Origin of the sequence: Rhizobium sp. 768_B6_N1_8 (assembly GCF_051811225.1) — a bacterium.
Taxonomy (GTDB): Bacteria; Pseudomonadota; Alphaproteobacteria; order Rhizobiales; family Rhizobiaceae; genus Rhizobium.
Window position 1 is genome coordinate 105,712 of sequence record NZ_JBPWPV010000003.1, and the last position, 15,757, is coordinate 121,468.

The following is a 15,757-nucleotide window of genomic DNA, read 5'->3' on the forward strand; positions in this document are numbered from 1 at the left end:
GCGCGGACTTTCCTGGCAGATTTGCTGATGTAAAAATTTCCACTGACCCACTGAAGCACGTACTTATTGAGACTGCCTTTCTGCCGAAGGCAAAGCGGCAAACCTCGATGGGAGTGTTGCCAGTCGAAAATGCGAGGCGTCGCGACGGACGCCTCTTCGCAATTATCGGGGCCACGAATGCAGCAACTACTTCGCAGCGTCCGAAAGCCATTCAAGAGCACCAGCTTCTGCAGGGAATAGCCAACCGATCACCAAAATAATCCAAAACTTCCGTGTTTCTGTCCATTGCTTCGACATCGCGATCCTTTCAACCTGCTTGCAGATACATCGAAGGTGGAGAGCCATGATGAGCACGCTGATCTACATGACGGATATCTCGAATATCGTTTTATCCCTTGGAGAGAGTGTACGGAGCTATTTGTATCAACTAGGAAGAGACAGCAAGCGCAACGGTTGAGTACTGTTTCTCGACGTGGCCTGCTGCAGGCGACGCATGAGGCCGCGGCCTTCGCCGGCTTGCAATTACCCACATCTGAGTGCCGATACCATTTTGGTTCCTAGGCGAATGTCTGTCAGCCGGCTCAGGCCGCGCCAGACGACCGTATTCCCCGGTGGCGGATCTGATGTTCTTGCAAGGTAACCACCCAAACGAGCGAGTTTGGTGAGATAGACTGGCGTCGCCTGTCGGTTGCCTGCGTTACTGATCATTTGATCGAGGATTTCAATCTCCTGTTCGGTGAGAGCCGTGGTTGGCGGGGTTTGGGGCGCAGTGCGCGCGAGCATTGTCAACCAGAGCACTCTCCAGCTCATAATGCAGAACACGGCGACGAGATTTGCCAGTCGATCGGCCGTTCGCAATCTTGCGTCTTCAGCCCGGCAACCGGACTTGAGGATTTTATGGAAGACCTCAATCTTCCAGCGCATCGCGTACCATTTGATTTTTTCGACTGCCTCTTCGCAGCTGTGCACCTCAAGATCGGTCAGTAGCTTCCACTCGATGCGCTTGCGGCCGGCCGGAGGGTTGGGCTCCACCGCGTGAATGACGGAAGGGTCCAAAGCCGGATATCGCTTCTTCTTGCCGATGGGCGGCAGCACCCGGGTCCGTTTGAATCGGATATCCAAGTGGACTTTTGTAACCTCATCGGTGTCGGCGCGAACTTCGATGAGATGCCGGCCGACGGTTTCAACATCGCGCATTTCAGCGGATATCGTATGATCCCCGTTGCCAGCCAGCCGGTCGACGATGGTGCGCACGACGAAATGCGTGCCAAGCTCCTTAGTCAGGCAGTAGAGCTCGTAGATATCACTTTCACGATCGCCTACATAAATGCATCGGTCTGGCTGACCAAGAAGCCCGACGGATTGGCGCAGATTTTCAAGCCAACGGATCCTTTCCTTGGTTTCGATCGGAACACGTGTCGGATTGATCTTGCGTTTGAGCTGAGCCGTACCCTTGAACTTGTCGCGGCTCCAGAACTTGACGGCCGCCAACCCTAAGGGCAGTCCATCCAAGGTCACCGCAAGGCTCGAATGCATCAATATCCCGCAGACCGTATGGTGGCGCAGTCGCTCCTGTTTGTCACGGCCACTGTCACGCTCTTGGTAAAGCCAACGGCATGCGGATTGCCGCGCTGGTAGGTAAACTCGGTCGTGTCCTGCAGCACCAAGATCGGACCATTAGAAGCATCGTAGCGTTGAGCGGTCGCAGCGAAATGGCCGCTGAGGATATCGCCTTCGTCAACATTCGGGTTGGAGAAAAACCGATAAGCGGCTTTTGTGTTGGCCCAGTCCTGGCAGGCGAAAGGAATGGAGCCGCCCATACGCTCTCCAAGCTGTCGTAAAAGTTCTGTACAGCGTCGGCCAAGGCGAGCATCCTTGAAAGACCCCGCATCTATTTCCTGCCTGCTCCAATGGCCGTCACTATCAGCCATTACATCGTCTCGAACCGACATAAATGCGAATGTAAAGCTCTGGCGTGCGAAGGCAGGCAACGGAGAGAATGTTTTGATGATCTTGTCCACGATCGGACGGGAGTGCCGGCTTTGGTTCTTGATCATCACCGTGTAGCGGCTCTTGCGTTCCACCAGTGAGGTGACATTGGCATGACCGAGTTCGCGCTCGAAGATCAAGAGGTCGCCTTCCCAATGACCGAACTTGGAGTCGGCGTCAGACTTACCGACCGCAATCCTTTCCCACTCGCCGGGGCGAATGATCCAAATTTCGCTTGCCGGAGCCGACATAGAAGCCACCGCGAAAATGACCATTTGCTCTAGCGACGATCGATCATCGGGCAACAATTTCCTTAAGGACGGCGATGATCCGGATCACGGCCGGGTCCTTTGTCGTGTACCAGATCGTCTGGGATTCACGTCGGGTAACGACGAAGTTGAGCTGCCGCAATTTCGAAAGATGTTGGGATGTCGCCGATTGGCTCATGCCAACGAGATCCGCGAGGTGTCCCACCGTTACTTCGCCTTTTACGAGGGCCGACATGATCTGCAGTCTTTTCTCATTGCCGAGAGCATTAAGGAGGATGGCTTGGTTCGCTGCGATATGAGATTCAATCATCGTTTGTTCCATTAATCTTGCTTGCGTGCCTCCGAATGGAGAATGACAACAGGTGCCAGCTCAATAGCCGTCCATGAGAAGTATTGGAGCTCGTTCATTCCCGCTTATCATTGATCGGCACTCTCTTTCGAAAGAGACCTGCATCACCATGACGACGGCGCTATGAGCCTTGCGTCGCTCTGGGGGGCCATAATGCCGTCGATGCACTAGAGACAACGATGAGGATGCAGGTCACATCTTAGCCGTAGCTTGTCTGCTCAGGTGTATCGGGCAATTGACAGATCGCTCGCGTCAATATCTGGGACTCGGCCGGAGACAATGTCAGCAATGACCCGGGCAGAACCGGCACTCATTGTCCAGCCAAGGGTGCCGTGACCAGTATTCAGATAGAGCCCGGCAATCTTCGTGGGACCTATGACCGGTGTACCGTCCGGGGTCATCGGCCGAAGCCCCGACCAAAAGCTCGCCTTCGAGATGTCTCCCCCGGGGAAAAGGTCGGTGACGGAATGTTCGAGCGTCAGCCGACGCGGTTCTCCGAGATCGTTTGTATAGCCAGAAATCTCCGCCATTCCGCCGACGCGGATGCGGTCGCCGAGACGGGTGATTGCGATTTTGTATGTCTCGTCCATAACGGTCGATTCCGGTGCCCGCCCAGCATCAGTGATCGGGATGGTAAGCGAATAGCCCTTCACGGGATAGACTGGCAGATTGATACCAAGTGGCCGCACCAGGAGCGGAGAGAAACTACCGAGTGCGACGACGACTGCGTCGGCCTCTATTCTTCCGTGCGCAGTAATTACCCCGCAGAAACGCCCGCCATCCACGTCGATTCCGCGGATGATGCTACCATACTGGAATTGCACGCCGAGCGCGGCGATTTTTGCTGCCAACGCGTTTGAGAACTTGAAGCAGTCGCCAGTCTCATCCTTCGGAGTAAGAAGGCCGCCGACGATCTTCTCGCGCGCATGCTTCAGGCCTGGCTCCACCCGAATACAGCCCTCAGTATCGAGTACCTCATATGGGATCCCGTCGCTCGCAAGAGCTTTGACGTCTTTCGCGGAAGCATCGAGCTGCGCTTGGGTTCGGAATAGCTGGAGCGTGCCCTGCATGCGCTCATCATAGGCGATACCAGTCTCGTCGCGCATAGTAGAAAGCAATAGACGGCTATACTCAGCGAGCCGCAGCATACGGCTCTTGTTGATCGCATAGCGCTTCGCTGTGCAGTTGGACAGCATCTTCGCCATCCAGGAGATCATTGCAAAGTCGATCTTCGGGCGCAAGATCAGAGGCGCATGCTGCATGAATAGCCACTTCATTGCTTTCATGGGAATGCCGGGCGCCGCCCAAGGGGAGCAATATCCGAATGAGACTTCACCGGCATTCGCAAAGCTGGTCTCCAGCGCAGGGCCCGGCTGACGATCCACGACAATGACTTCGTGGCCGGTTTTCGCAAGCTGGTACGCTGACGTCAGCCCGATGATGCCCGCGCCAAGAACAATGATTCTCATATTCTCCTCAAAATGCAGAGGCTCTCAGCGACATTAGCGCTGGTAGCAGTAACCGAGACCCGTAGGATCTCGATAAGCTTTTTTGTGCGTTGCAGGCGACGATATCAAGTTGCCGCTTTCGTTCCAATCCATTAGCGCAACGCTAAAGCGAAAGAAGACGTTCGGCAAAGGCACTCTATCGGAATAGAACGCGCCACAGGCTCCAAACGCCGCGGGGCAGGCCGCCTAGCCGTTCGCGATAGCAAACCAGTTAGCTTTGCCGTTGGTGTTGTGGATCGCACGCACCACGAGTGGGCGTTTCAATGTGGAGAACCGCGACGTCGCTTTTGCGCATGCGGATCTCCGTGGACGAGCGCACTTGGGAAGTCAAAGCTCGCGAGAGCCAGGTTAGACTAGCGTTTGTATCTCCGGTTGGGTTATACTCACAACCGACAAAGCCAGTATATTCTAACTCATCAATGACGGAAAAAATCCTGAAGTCGTCAAGTTCGCCGGTTCCTGGCTCGGCGCGAGTAGGAACGGAAGCGATTTGCATATGGCCGATGATGGGCAGCATATCCCTTAGCGCCGTTAGCACGTCACCACGCATGACTTGACGATGATAGATATCGAATTGAAGCCTGACATTTTTTCTGCCTACCTCGTCGATCACGTCAGCTGCGAAGTCGAAGTTGTTGAGGAAATAGCCTGGCATATCCCGACTGTTGATTGGTTCGATAACCACCTCGATATCTTCTTGTCCCGCAAGATCGGCCGCATATGCCAGAGAGTAGAGATAGCAGGATTTAGAGGTTGTATCTGAACGATCAGCAATGCCGGCCATCATATGGAGCTTTGGAGCTTTTATAACCCTGGCATATTCGATAGATCTTTGCACGGCGGACTTGAACTCATCTCGTCGTTCCGGGAGCGCAGCTAGTCCTCGCTCGCCTCTCGCCCAATCTCCCGGAGGCATGTTGAACAACGCTTGACGCAGGTTCTCACTGTCCAAAATGTCTGCGATCTGAAACGCGTCGTAGTCATAGGGGAAGAGATATTCGACCGCTTCGAAACCGGCAGTTGCCGCAGCGGTAAAGCGGTCGAGAAAATCATACTCACGATACATCATAGTGAGATTGGCTGCGAATTTTGGCATCTGGTTTTCCTCGGTCGTCAGTTCTTCTTGAGCAGAGCAAGGCGTTGTTCGTTAGTCAGAGGTCGTCGCCGTCTCCCGTCAGTGAGAAGAAATAAGCGAGCAGTTTCTTCCAGTTCTTCGGCTGCATATTGGGCGTCAAACAATGTCCTTCCAGCGACAACCGGACCATGGTTCGCAAGAAGAACCGCATGGCTCTTCGACGCTAAATCGCCGACAGCCTTCGCAAGCGCGGGATCACCCGGAGGAAAATAGGGTACCAATGGTAGTTTGCCGACCCTCATCACATAGTAGGCAGTTAGGGGGGGAAGCACATCCTCTGGGTCAATGTCCTCCATGATGCTAACGGCAACACAGTGTGTAGAGTGGAGATGCACAACCGCACCGCGCTCCTTGTGGCAATACATGCAGCGATGAAGGAAGCCTTCCTTGGTGGGCTTGTCGCCAGATAGGTGTTCACCCGCCTCCGAGACTAAAGAGAGCCTCTCTGGATCAAGGTCACCAAGGGAAGCGTTAGTCGGCGTCATAATCATACTGCCGGACGAAAGTCGCACGCTGATGTTGCCCGAGGAACCGGGCGTCAACGACCGATCGAACAACGACTTGCCGACGGCTACGACCTGGTCTCTGACTTTGGTTTCTTCGGAAAGAGTTGCGGTCATCTAAGCAGCTCCCATGCTTTTACGAAGAAGTCATCTGAACCGAAATTTCCCGATTTTAGGGCGAGCACGACAGGCCTTTCGTCGTCAATGCTGCGCGTCCACGGCACACCCGGATCTATCTCTGGACCAATCGACACTGCATCAATTTGGAGGGCCTTGATCACCGCCCCGGAAGTTTCGCCGCCAGCCACAATGAAGCGCCGATACTCACCCTCGCGCAATATCTGCGCGATAGCGCCCAGCATTCGCTCCACTACGTGTCCAACTCGGGCGACTCCAAGTTTTTGTTGTGCGACTTCCACCTCTGCTGGGTCACTGCTCGAATAGACGACAGTGACGGCGACATTCTGCGCCTGAACCCAAGCGGCGACCTCTTGAGGCGTGATCTGACCCTCATCGATCGCGATGGGGTCAAGTTTGAACGTAGGCATACCCGCATTTATCGCAGCCAAAACCTGGCGGCGCGTGGCTGCAGAGCAAGAACCAGCAAGTATGACCGCCTTACCTTGTGGAGCTGAAAACTCGTCGCCAGGGACCAATCGACTAAGCAACCCGAGCTTTCGGTACACATCCGGGAGGCCGAGAGCAATTCCAGAACCACCAGTGACCAGCCTAGAATCGCCGAGCGCACTGCCAAGGTTGATGAGATCATCGTCGGAGATGGCATCAGCGATGAAGACGGCACCGTCTTTTGCCGACACTAGCATGCTTCTAATATCGGACGCTCCGGTAGCAACAATCTTGTGGGGAAGAAGCTGCACCTTGCGTCGACTTTGTGCCTGAAGCACCCGCACCAAATTGGAATCGCGCATCGGTGTTAGTGGATGGTCCTTCATCGGACTGTCAGACAGGAGTTGCTGCTCGACAAACAGATGACCTTGATAAACCGTTCGACCATTCTTTGGAAAGGCGGGACAGGCAATCGTACTGTCCAGCTCCAAAAGGTCCATCAACGCATCAATCACCTGACCGATGTTCCCCCTGTCCGTGGAATCGAAAGTAGAGCAATACTTGAAGAATAGGCGATCTGCACCTTGCTCTAACAGCCACTTAGCAGCTTCGACTGAAAGACGCACCGCCTCTTCCGCTGGGATGGTCCGCGATTTGAGCGCGACGATGACGGCGTCAGCGTTAGCGATGTTAATTGAGCCGGATGGAAGACCGTTCAGCTGCACGGTTCGCATGCCGCCCCTGGACAGCATTAGCGCTAGATCGGTAGCGCCGGTCAGATCATCTGCGATTGCACCCAAAATCATTATCACACTCCAAAAGCCCGATTCATTTCACCGGCTAGTTCGCCGATGAAAGATCCATACTGTACTGTCCGTGACCGGCTCGTATGCCGCCTCATAGGTGCGACCACTCGCCAATGCTGTTCGGGAGGCGGTCAAGCCCGCAAGCCGTGTTGAGGTTAATCGTGACTGCACCGAGATTGTTTCTTCGAAACTCAGTCAACGCGCGTGGAAACGCGAGTGTTTGACAAATTTACTGACACTCCATCTCATCGTTCCTTGATTTTCTGTTCGGCCGTCCGCGCGATACAGCCACTCTGCGCAACCTGCACTACAGCGTTAGGAAGCTGGTTTTTCGATTTGTGTCAATAGTTGTTGTCGTGGAAAATTCTCGGTGCGCCAGTAGGCGTTGATTCCTTTTGCCCGTTGGAAAGCTTCTTAAGCGAACTTGAAAGGCAGAGAGATAGCATTTTTGCTGCTCCTTCTCCGGCCGTCACGAACGCATGTGCTATCATCAAGTCGATGTAAGCACCGTCACTGGTTTCAAAACCGGCCCGTAGAACTCCGTGTGCATCTCCACAGTGCTGGATAATACATAGATGAATTCCTCACCGGGAGGTGATGCCCAATTATTGCGAGGCAACACCTGCCTCGCCTTTATGTCCATGGTCAGCGGAACCGTGGCTTTGACTAAGTCATTGCGAGTAATCTCATAATCGTAGCTTGAAGGCCGAACTTCTTGCCTTCACCCGCCCAGGCGATCGACCTGCGGCCGCCGGGAAATTTAGGGCTATTGGGGGCAAGCAGATCGTAGAAGCCAGCTTCCAGAGCTATCGAAACCCTTGCAACAGTATCAAATGACGCACCACCCTTGCCGTTTTCGACCTTTGACAACGTGCCAACGGCAACTCCCGAGGCGTCTGCGAGATCATGTAACGTCCATCCCCGCTTTTTGCGAGCAGCGGCCATGGAGCCCGCCTATCGACGTAACAAAGGGAAACCGCTGCTCCCTTCGGGAGCCCTATGTGTTCCAACTCGCAGCCTTGCCATCAAACTCACTCAAATTTTCGATATCGAAAATTTTTCTTGATTCCAACGACCGCACAGATAGTCTTGTGGCGCATGTCGAGCAACCACCCTGCCCTAAATAGGGCTTTTGCCGACCGGAGATCTGGAGCTGATGTGGAGGCTCCCAACCTTAGGAAATGAAAATGAGCGACACATCATTGAGTCAACTCACTTGGCCTGCAGTAAATACTCAGTGCCACGAGCCCGTTGATGAGGCTTTCGCAAAAGGATCTGCGTATATCAACGGTCAGATTGTGCCAATTGAGACCGCTTCCGTACCACTGTTAGACTGGGGTTTTCTCAGGTCAGATGCCTGTCAGGAAACGATTTCGACGTGGAACGGGAATTTTTTTCGTCTGGAAGATCACCTAGCTCGCTTCGCTCGCTCCACCGAGCGGCTCCGGATGACTTCGGCCCCGGTTTCGACCGACGAGATCCGTCGTATTGCGCATAAGCTCGTGGCAGTCTGCGGCTTTGAAAATGCCTACGTTCAAATCATCATGACCCGCGGCAAGCCTCCGATCGGTAGCCGGGATATTCGGCTAGCAGGTAACCGGTTTCAGGCGTTCTGCATTCCTTACGTCTGGATTGCTAGCCCCGAAGTTCAGCAAAAAGGGATGCGACTGCATATTAGCGAACGCGTTCGGGTTCCCAGCCAATCTGTTGATCCTATGGTCAAACATTATCATTGGCTTGATTTCCAGATGGGACTCTTCGATGCCTATGAGCATGATACCGACACTGTGGTGCTCATTGATCTTGACGGAAACATTACGGAAGGCCCAGGTTTTAATATTTTCGCTGTCAGCAATGGTACGCTCGTCACTCCTGCGACGGGTATGCTCGACGGGATGACACGACGAACGATCATTGAACTCGCACAGAAGAATGGCATTCCCGTTGAACAACGAGCTATCCCAGCAGGGGAGATGAACTCTGTCCAGGAGGTTCTTCTTACGACGACGGCGGGTGGTGTTCTCCCGGTTACTTCTATCGACGGCAGGCAAGTCGGAAATGGAAACGTCGGCACTGTAACCGCGACGCTGCATGGTGCCTATTGGGGCGCTCGAAGTGAAGGTTGGCATTGCAGTCCAGTCGACTACACCGATACGAATTTGTCATTGTAGAAGACCTTCTAAAGGGCAGACCTCGCAAGCGGTCTGCCCTTGGTTTATGGGGCGGATATCGGAGAGCCAGTCATCACCAAATTGTCATCTGGCATTGATCTGAAATCGAACTACAGCGGAGGCATAAGCTCCCATTCTCGCTTAGCCTTGATCCTTAGACCACACTTTGGCATCGCACTCGCGTACCACAAGCTGATTGATTGACGTTAGCGCGCTAGCTGTGTCTCGCACGGAAGGCCGGAGTGGAATCAATAGGACCGTCTTGTATTCTCCGAGGCTAGGTAGTTTTCGCGGTCTAGACGGTCTTTCTTTAAGGCTCGCATATGCGGAAACCACAGAATTCGCCCCCAAAAAGTTTCTAAAACGAAACTATTGACACGTTTCGAAAATACTGTTTTCTGATCCTTACGCTCTTGGTGCCAAAATGCCGGAAAGGTACTTGAAGATGTTTTTCGATGCTCTGTCGCCTGGTAGCGGTGAGAGGTTGCAGTCGCGTAGCGCTGAATTTTGGGCCGGGTTTCGATCCAGAAACGGCTGGGCGACCGAATAGATGGGAGCCTCGTCTCTAACACCTGGAGAGCCAGTGCTGCAGTTGCGCTCATTACAGTGAAAGCCAATCACGCGTTGCATCAGCAACAGTGTTCAAATGCCTAGGAGGGTACACATGACTTCGCTTAACAGACGCCAATTTACTGGATTACTCGGGGCATCTGTTCTTCTGGCAGCGCCCGGTGTTGTAAGAGCCGAGCAAGCCGTCCTGCGTGTTTACACTTGGGAAGGTTATGCAGAGCCCGAATTCGTCTCTAAGTTCGAAGCTGAGAACAAATGCTCGGTCAAGATCACCTATACTGGCTCAGTGGACGAGATGTTTGCCAAAGTGCAGGGCTCTCGCGGCGCTGATTTTGATGTCGTGTCATTCGACACGGGTTCTGCGGGACGCTACCTCGAAAACAAGCTCGTGCTGCCACTAGATCTGAGCCTACTTCCAAACCGTAGCAACCTGATCGAAATCTTCTCCAAGCAAGCTTCAATAGAAAATAATGGCAAGCTCTGGGCGGTGCCTCACGCTTGGGGTTCGCTGCCCTTGATTTATCTCAAGTCGGCATTCCCAACGGCGCCGGACAGTTGGACGGTGATGTTCGATCCAAAGTTCGCGCAACAAGTTATCTGCCTAGACGACGCGAACCACAATACCGCGCTCGCTGCGATCCTTCTCGGTTACAAGGACCCGTATAATCTTACCGACGCGCAACTCGAAGCTGCCAAGGCCAAGTTGATTGAGCTCAAGGCGAATCTACTCACGTATTTTGCTGGCTATGACGAAGGGGTTGGCATCTTTGCCGACAATGGCGCCAAGCTTATGTTCTCGATGGGCGAGCCACAGGCCAAGAGCTTGATTAAGCGAGGCATCGATGTCGGGGTTGCCATTCCAAAGGAAGGCGGTATCGGCTGGATTGATTGCCAGTCGATCACCGTAGGTGCGCGTGACCCCGTGCTTGCGCACAAGTGGATCAACGCGTGCCTCGATAAGTCTGTTGCGGAAATCATGTCCGGGAAGATCGGCTATGGAAACGTCATTGACGCAGGTTGGAATGAGACGATTGGCATGACCTATGCTGATCGTCTTATCTATCTCGCGCAACCGGAAAGCTACGAGAAGCGTGCCAAGCTTTGGAATGAAGTTAAGGCATCGTAGAGCACAGCCTTTTGCCGTGCGACGGCGGTTTCGCCGTCGCCCATCTCATAACCGCCGCTAGGCCGCTGGAATACTGCACATGATGAAATCGCAAGTCACTCTCGACCAGGTGACTGTAGCCTACGGATCACACCAAGTCCTCGAGCCAACAAGCCTGACCATCAAGGCCGGTGAGTTTCTGACTATCCTTGGTCCTTCTGGCTCAGGTAAGACGACAATTCTCAAGCTTCTAGGAGGGTTCTTGAAGCCGAGTTCCGGCAAGATTGTATTCGACGACACGGATATCACCGCCCTCCCTCCGGAGAAACGGCCGTTTAACACAGTATTCCAAGACTATGCCTTATTCCCTAACATGACTGTGGGCGACAATGTCGGCTACAGCCTGCGATTGAAGGGCATTCAGCGCGATGCGAGGGCTGCTGAAGCCGAGAAAGCGCTTAAGCTTGTTGGCCTTGAGGGGTTTGCCCGCCGTCGCGTAAGTCAACTTTCGGGCGGTCAGCAGCAGCGAGTTGCATTGGCCCGCGCCATCGTAGCTAAACCATCGGTGATCTTGCTTGATGAGCCTCTATCGGCGCTCGATGCGGGCCTTCGTCACCAGATGCAACTTTTTCTAAAGTCGATCCAACGAAAGCTCGGCACGACCTTCGTATTCGTTACCCATGATCAGCAGGAAGCCTTGTCGATGTCCGACAGGATCGTAGTAATGAATTTCGGGCATATCGTCCAGATCGGCAGTCCAGCCGACATCTACAACGTGCCGGCCTCGAGCTTCGTAGCGACCTTCATAGGGCGCAATAACCTTATTCAGGGTAGATACGAGGTTACTGGGGGCTTTTTTGACACCCCAATTGGAAGGATAAGGTCCACTTCACCGATGATATCCAGGCCCGAAAATGAGATCCGCCTAGCTGTGCGACCAGAGGCGATAGTCGTGACGCCGCGCGCCGCGGCTCTAACTGACAACGACCTTAATCTGGCGACCGGTCGTGTCGAGGATGTCATTTTTGTAGGATCGCATCTCAGCTACCAGGTTCGAGTTGGAGACATGGTTTTGCTAGAATGCACCACGCCTGTCGAAGCTGGAGAGCCGATGCCGATCGGCGCGGAGGTCGATCTCCATTTCAGGCCCGAGAACGTGCGCGTGGTGGGTGACGCATGAGACAGAAAGTCGTCATTGCCGTCGCGGCGACGCCTCTTCTTGCCTTCGTCGGTTATCCGCTTTCCATGCTGCTTGTTGCTGCCGTCGGTGGTGATAGAGGTACGCTGGGTCTTGGAACATTGATAGAGGCACTTACCAATCCAGTATATTTGACTGCGCTGTTTTCAACGCTCGGACTGTGCGCTGGCACGGCAGTAGTGAGTGTGGCTGTCGCGCTGCCTGTTTCACTGTTCGCATGGAGCCGTTCCCCGCGTTACCTGGCGATCGTACTCATCCTCATAATATTGCCGATGTTCATGAGCTATATTGTTAAAATCTACACTATGCGCTCGCTGCTTGGGCTCAATGGATTTTTCAATCAGCTCTTGGTTGGAACAGGCATTCTCCACGAGCCATCGACCCTGCTACTGTTCAACCGCGGCGCAATCCTTGCAACGTTCGTGGTCCTCTATATTCCATTTGCAACGCTGCCCATCTATCTGTCTCTTGAACGAATTCCAGCCAGTTTGGCTCTTGCTGCCCGCGACCTTGGAGCATCATACGGTCAAACCTTGCGCGATGTCGTACTGCCACTCGCGACACCCGGCATTGTCTCGGCTGCTTTGTTCTCATTCATTCTGGCGCTTGGTGACTTCATCACGCCCCAGATGGTTGGTGGCCCCAACGGCATGACTTTCGGACGTATCGTCTGGTCGCAATTTGGCCTTGCCTTCAACTATCCTCTCGGCGCAGCACTTGGGCTACTGCTGCTGGGTGTGACATTGATTGCACTGGCCGCAGCGGGCGTTGCTGCCAAGCTCACCACGGTGAGGTCGATATGAACGCTCGATCAGTAAACTTTCTGTGCGGCATTGTCTTCTTGGCTACGCTGATCGTATCGTATGTGCCGATAGCGGCCGTTGGAATTGCGGCATTTTTTCCTTCAGTTGCCGGCAAAGTCGATTTTACGGAACCGACTTTCCAGTTCTTCTTAGCCCTGCTCGCAAACGCGTCAGTGGTAGAGGCGTTGCTGAATAGCGTAGTCGCTGCTGTGAGCTCCACCGCCTTGTCTCTGCTTGCGGCGGGGTTCTACGCAGCTTTTTTGCGCAAGAAGTCGCTAGCGACACGGTTCATCTTCGAGATGTTTATCTTCGCGCCGTTTTTCCTACCTCCTATCGTCGTTGGGCTGTCTCTGCTGCTGGCTTCGGCGGAGAGCGGTTTTCCTCGCGGTATGGCGACGATAGTAATCGGTCATGCACTGTTCACCGTATCAATAGTCTACAAGATCATCCAAGTGCGTCTGGCCAACCTGCCGGCCTCGCTCGAGAATGCGTCCGCCGACCTGGGCGCTTCTAAACTGCAGACGATCCGCTTCGTCATCTTGCCGCACTTGGCGTCGGCATTTCTGGCTGCTGGCATTCTTTCAGCTTTGCTGTCGTTCGATGAGACTTTGATTACCGCGCTCGTCGCAGGCGAGACGACCACACTACCGCTCAGGCTTTGGGCAATGATGCGCCTCGGCTTTACGCCATCAATCAATGCGTTGGTCGTTATAGTGATCAGCTTGTGCCTCATCATGGCGTCGATACTCCTAGTGGTGCTGAACCGCAGCATTCGCCGCCCCTAATCTCCGCCCCGCAAGGAACAAATACATGAAAAAAGCACTCCGCCCTCTCGGCAAAACCGGCGTGTCGTTATCTCCCGTCGGCATCGGTGGAGTTCCCCTTGGCGAAGTCTATGAAACGATCCCGGAGGTCACAGCAAGAGAGACTCTCGAAACAGCTTGGAATAGCGGCATCCGCTACTACGATACTTCACCTTGGTATGGCCGCGGCCTTAGCGAACTTCGGTTCGGAAACCTACTGCGTGGCAAACCGCGCGATGAATTTGTTCTATCAACTAAGATCGGCCGGACATTTCACAGGCCCAATGATCCTCGGAATTTTAAGGGTTCCTTTTGGACAGGCGGCCTTGGCTTCGAACATCGCTTTGACTACACCTATGATGGCATCATGCGGTCCTACGAGCAAAGCATGATGCGCCTGGGCCTCAATACAATCGACATGCTCCTAGTCCACGACCTCGACGTGGCCGAAATCGGTTCCGATGACGTTGTCGCTGCTCATTTCTTGGATTTAGAGCGTTCTGGTTGGCGGGCGCTCGAGAGCCTTCGCCACTACGGTGAAATCAAAGCAATCGGCGCCGGCGTAAACATCCTTGGAACCATTCCACAATTCCTCGAGCGGTTCGACCTAGACTTTTTTCTAGTCGCTATGCCGTACACCTTGTTGGATCAGGAGGTGCTGGATGAGGAGTTTCCGCTCTGCGAACAGCGTGGCGTCGGCGTCGTCATCGGTTCCCCCTACGCGTCAGGCATTCTCGCGGCCGGGGTGGAAGGAACGCAGCAGCCGTTCTACAACTATTTGCCGGCCACCCCCGAAATCATCGCCAAAACGCGACGGATCGATGCGATCTGCCGGAACTACGGTGTTCCGTTGAAGGCCGCAGCCTATCAGTTTCCATTGCGCCACAGCATAGTCGCGAGCGTTATCTCTGGCGCTGCGTCGGCTGATCAGGCGGCGGAAAACGCCGCTCAGACTACTATATTCATTCCAGAGGATCTGTGGGCTGAGCTGCGTCACGAGCGACTTATCCACCCTCTCTCTCCTTGACCGCTGAGGATCAAACATGAGTGCAACTCTACGGGACCTTCTTCTCGGAAAAGACATTGAAATGCTGGTGGAAGCCGGGCAGGTCAAAGCGGTAGCCAGGAATTTGGGATTCGGCGAGGGACCCGCCTATCTGCGGGAAACCGATTCCTGGATATTTTCGGACATCCCAAACGACCGCCTGCTGGAGTATTCCGATAAGCAGGGTACACGAGTCGCACAGCACCCCGCAAATTATCCCAACGGGCACTTTCCCATGCCGGGTGGTGGCTTTCTCAGCTGTGAACATCTAAGCCGAAGTGTCACACGCACCGACCTGCATGGTAGGACTACGCTAATCTGTTCACATTTCGAGGGCAGGCGGCTCAACTCGCCGAACGATGTGGTAGTCGCACCTGATGGATCCATCTGGTTTTCTGATCCGACCTACGGAATCCTCAGCGATTTGGAAGGACGTAAAGCCCCGCCCGAGCAAGAAAAGAATAGAGTGTACCGCGTCGGATCCGATGGCCGAGTGACGGCTGAGGTCGACTCGCTTTCCATGCCTAACGGACTCGCCTTCGCGCCCAATGGCCAGTCGATATACTTGGTCGATAGTGCGGCTGACATGGGACCGGACATTGGCTTCGATCCGTCCCGTCCCCGCGACGTTCTAGTATTTGACATTTCGTCTCACGGCCACGTAACAGGCGAGGGGCGGCTATTCTATTCGGCACGTGAAGGAATCGCAGATGGCCTGCGGGTCCATCCAGACGGTTTCGTGTGGATTGGAACTGGAGAAGGGGTTGTCTGCGTGGCCGTAGACGGGAGTGTTGCAGGTGTATTGTCAACCCCGACGCCCACATCGAACTTAGCATTCGGTGGCATATCTGGAGAACGTTTGTTCGTGACCACGGCTGCGGCGGCGTATGTGACAGCATAGCTTCCATCAAGAGTTCTGATGCGAGCTAGCAACAG

The 15,757-nt window shown here is 54.2% G+C and carries 15 protein-coding genes and 1 pseudogene; 7 read left to right on the plus strand and 9 right to left on the minus strand.

What is annotated here, in order from left to right; translation table 11 throughout:
* Window positions 1-522 precede the first annotated feature (522 nt).
* The 9 genes and pseudogenes from AB8B33_RS35085 to AB8B33_RS35125 all read right to left on the minus strand — a co-directional run bounded on the left by AB8B33_RS35085 (window position 523) and on the right by AB8B33_RS35125 (window position 8,071).
* Window positions 523-1,536, minus strand: a complete 1,014-nt coding sequence (locus tag AB8B33_RS35085) for an IS4 family transposase (protein WP_439018998.1) — start codon at window positions 1,534-1,536, stop codon at window positions 523-525.
* On the minus strand, window positions 1,536-1,952 hold the full coding sequence (locus AB8B33_RS35090) for an IS4/Tn5 family transposase DNA-binding protein (RefSeq protein ID WP_439019309.1): 417 nt from the start codon (window positions 1,950-1,952) through the stop codon (window positions 1,536-1,538). The genes AB8B33_RS35085 and AB8B33_RS35090 overlap by 1 nt, the downstream gene beginning before the upstream one ends.
* Window positions 1,953-1,961: 9 nt before the next feature.
* A pseudogene (locus AB8B33_RS35095) lies at window positions 1,962-2,159 on the minus strand (IS30 family transposase); the annotation flags it as partial.
* Window positions 2,160-2,283: 124 nt separating this feature from the next.
* Window positions 2,284-2,580, minus strand: a complete 297-nt coding sequence (locus tag AB8B33_RS35100; protein ID WP_439018999.1) for an ArsR/SmtB family transcription factor — start codon at window positions 2,578-2,580, stop codon at window positions 2,284-2,286.
* A 245-nt stretch (window positions 2,581-2,825) separates the two neighbouring features.
* Complete coding sequence (locus tag AB8B33_RS35105; RefSeq protein ID WP_439019000.1) at window positions 2,826-4,076, minus strand: D-amino acid dehydrogenase; 1,251 nt, start codon at window positions 4,074-4,076, stop codon at window positions 2,826-2,828.
* A gap of 250 nt (window positions 4,077-4,326) precedes the next feature.
* Window positions 4,327-5,211 (minus strand): 2-oxo-tetronate isomerase, encoded by an 885-nt coding sequence (gene otnI, locus AB8B33_RS35110; protein WP_439019001.1) that lies wholly within the window; start codon window positions 5,209-5,211, stop codon window positions 4,327-4,329.
* Between the two features lie 17 nt (window positions 5,212-5,228).
* A complete protein-coding gene (otnC, locus tag AB8B33_RS35115) occupies window positions 5,229-5,870 on the minus strand; it encodes a 3-oxo-tetronate 4-phosphate decarboxylase (protein WP_439019002.1) in 642 nt (213 codons plus the stop codon).
* A complete protein-coding gene (otnK, locus tag AB8B33_RS35120) occupies window positions 5,867-7,126 on the minus strand; it encodes a 3-oxo-tetronate kinase (protein WP_439019003.1) in 1,260 nt (419 codons plus the stop codon). Before otnK ends, otnC begins: the two co-directional genes overlap by 4 nt.
* A gap of 666 nt (window positions 7,127-7,792) precedes the next feature.
* Window positions 7,793-8,071, minus strand: a complete 279-nt coding sequence (locus AB8B33_RS35125) for a helix-turn-helix domain-containing protein (protein ID WP_439019004.1) — start codon at window positions 8,069-8,071, stop codon at window positions 7,793-7,795.
* Window positions 8,072-8,313: 242 nt separating this feature from the next.
* Here AB8B33_RS35125 and AB8B33_RS35130 point away from each other — a divergent pair, with 242 nt between their 5' ends.
* The 7 genes from AB8B33_RS35130 to AB8B33_RS35160 all read left to right on the plus strand — a co-directional run bounded on the left by AB8B33_RS35130 (window position 8,314) and on the right by AB8B33_RS35160 (window position 15,722).
* Entirely contained in the window at window positions 8,314-9,297 is a 984-nt protein-coding gene (locus tag AB8B33_RS35130) for an aminotransferase class IV (protein WP_439019005.1), read from the plus strand.
* A gap of 664 nt (window positions 9,298-9,961) precedes the next feature.
* Window positions 9,962-10,993: an ABC transporter substrate-binding protein gene (locus AB8B33_RS35135; protein WP_439019006.1), complete on the plus strand. Its 1,032-nt coding sequence runs from the start codon at window positions 9,962-9,964 to the stop codon at window positions 10,991-10,993.
* Between the two features lie 79 nt (window positions 10,994-11,072).
* The gene (locus tag AB8B33_RS35140) at window positions 11,073-12,152 is read left to right on the plus strand and encodes an ABC transporter ATP-binding protein (protein WP_439019007.1); all 1,080 of its coding nucleotides are present in this window, start codon (window positions 11,073-11,075) and stop codon (window positions 12,150-12,152) included.
* The gene (locus AB8B33_RS35145) at window positions 12,149-12,973 is read left to right on the plus strand and encodes an ABC transporter permease (RefSeq protein ID WP_439019008.1); all 825 of its coding nucleotides are present in this window, start codon (window positions 12,149-12,151) and stop codon (window positions 12,971-12,973) included. Before AB8B33_RS35140 ends, AB8B33_RS35145 begins: the two co-directional genes overlap by 4 nt.
* On the plus strand, window positions 12,970-13,758 hold the full coding sequence (locus AB8B33_RS35150; protein WP_439019009.1) for an ABC transporter permease: 789 nt from the start codon (window positions 12,970-12,972) through the stop codon (window positions 13,756-13,758). The genes AB8B33_RS35145 and AB8B33_RS35150 overlap by 4 nt, the downstream gene beginning before the upstream one ends.
* Window positions 13,759-13,783: 25 nt before the next feature.
* The gene (locus AB8B33_RS35155) at window positions 13,784-14,803 is read left to right on the plus strand and encodes an aldo/keto reductase (RefSeq protein ID WP_439019010.1); all 1,020 of its coding nucleotides are present in this window, start codon (window positions 13,784-13,786) and stop codon (window positions 14,801-14,803) included.
* A 16-nt stretch (window positions 14,804-14,819) separates the two neighbouring features.
* A complete protein-coding gene (locus AB8B33_RS35160) occupies window positions 14,820-15,722 on the plus strand; it encodes an SMP-30/gluconolactonase/LRE family protein (protein ID WP_439019011.1) in 903 nt (300 codons plus the stop codon).
* The last annotated feature ends 35 nt before the right edge of the window (window positions 15,723-15,757 follow it).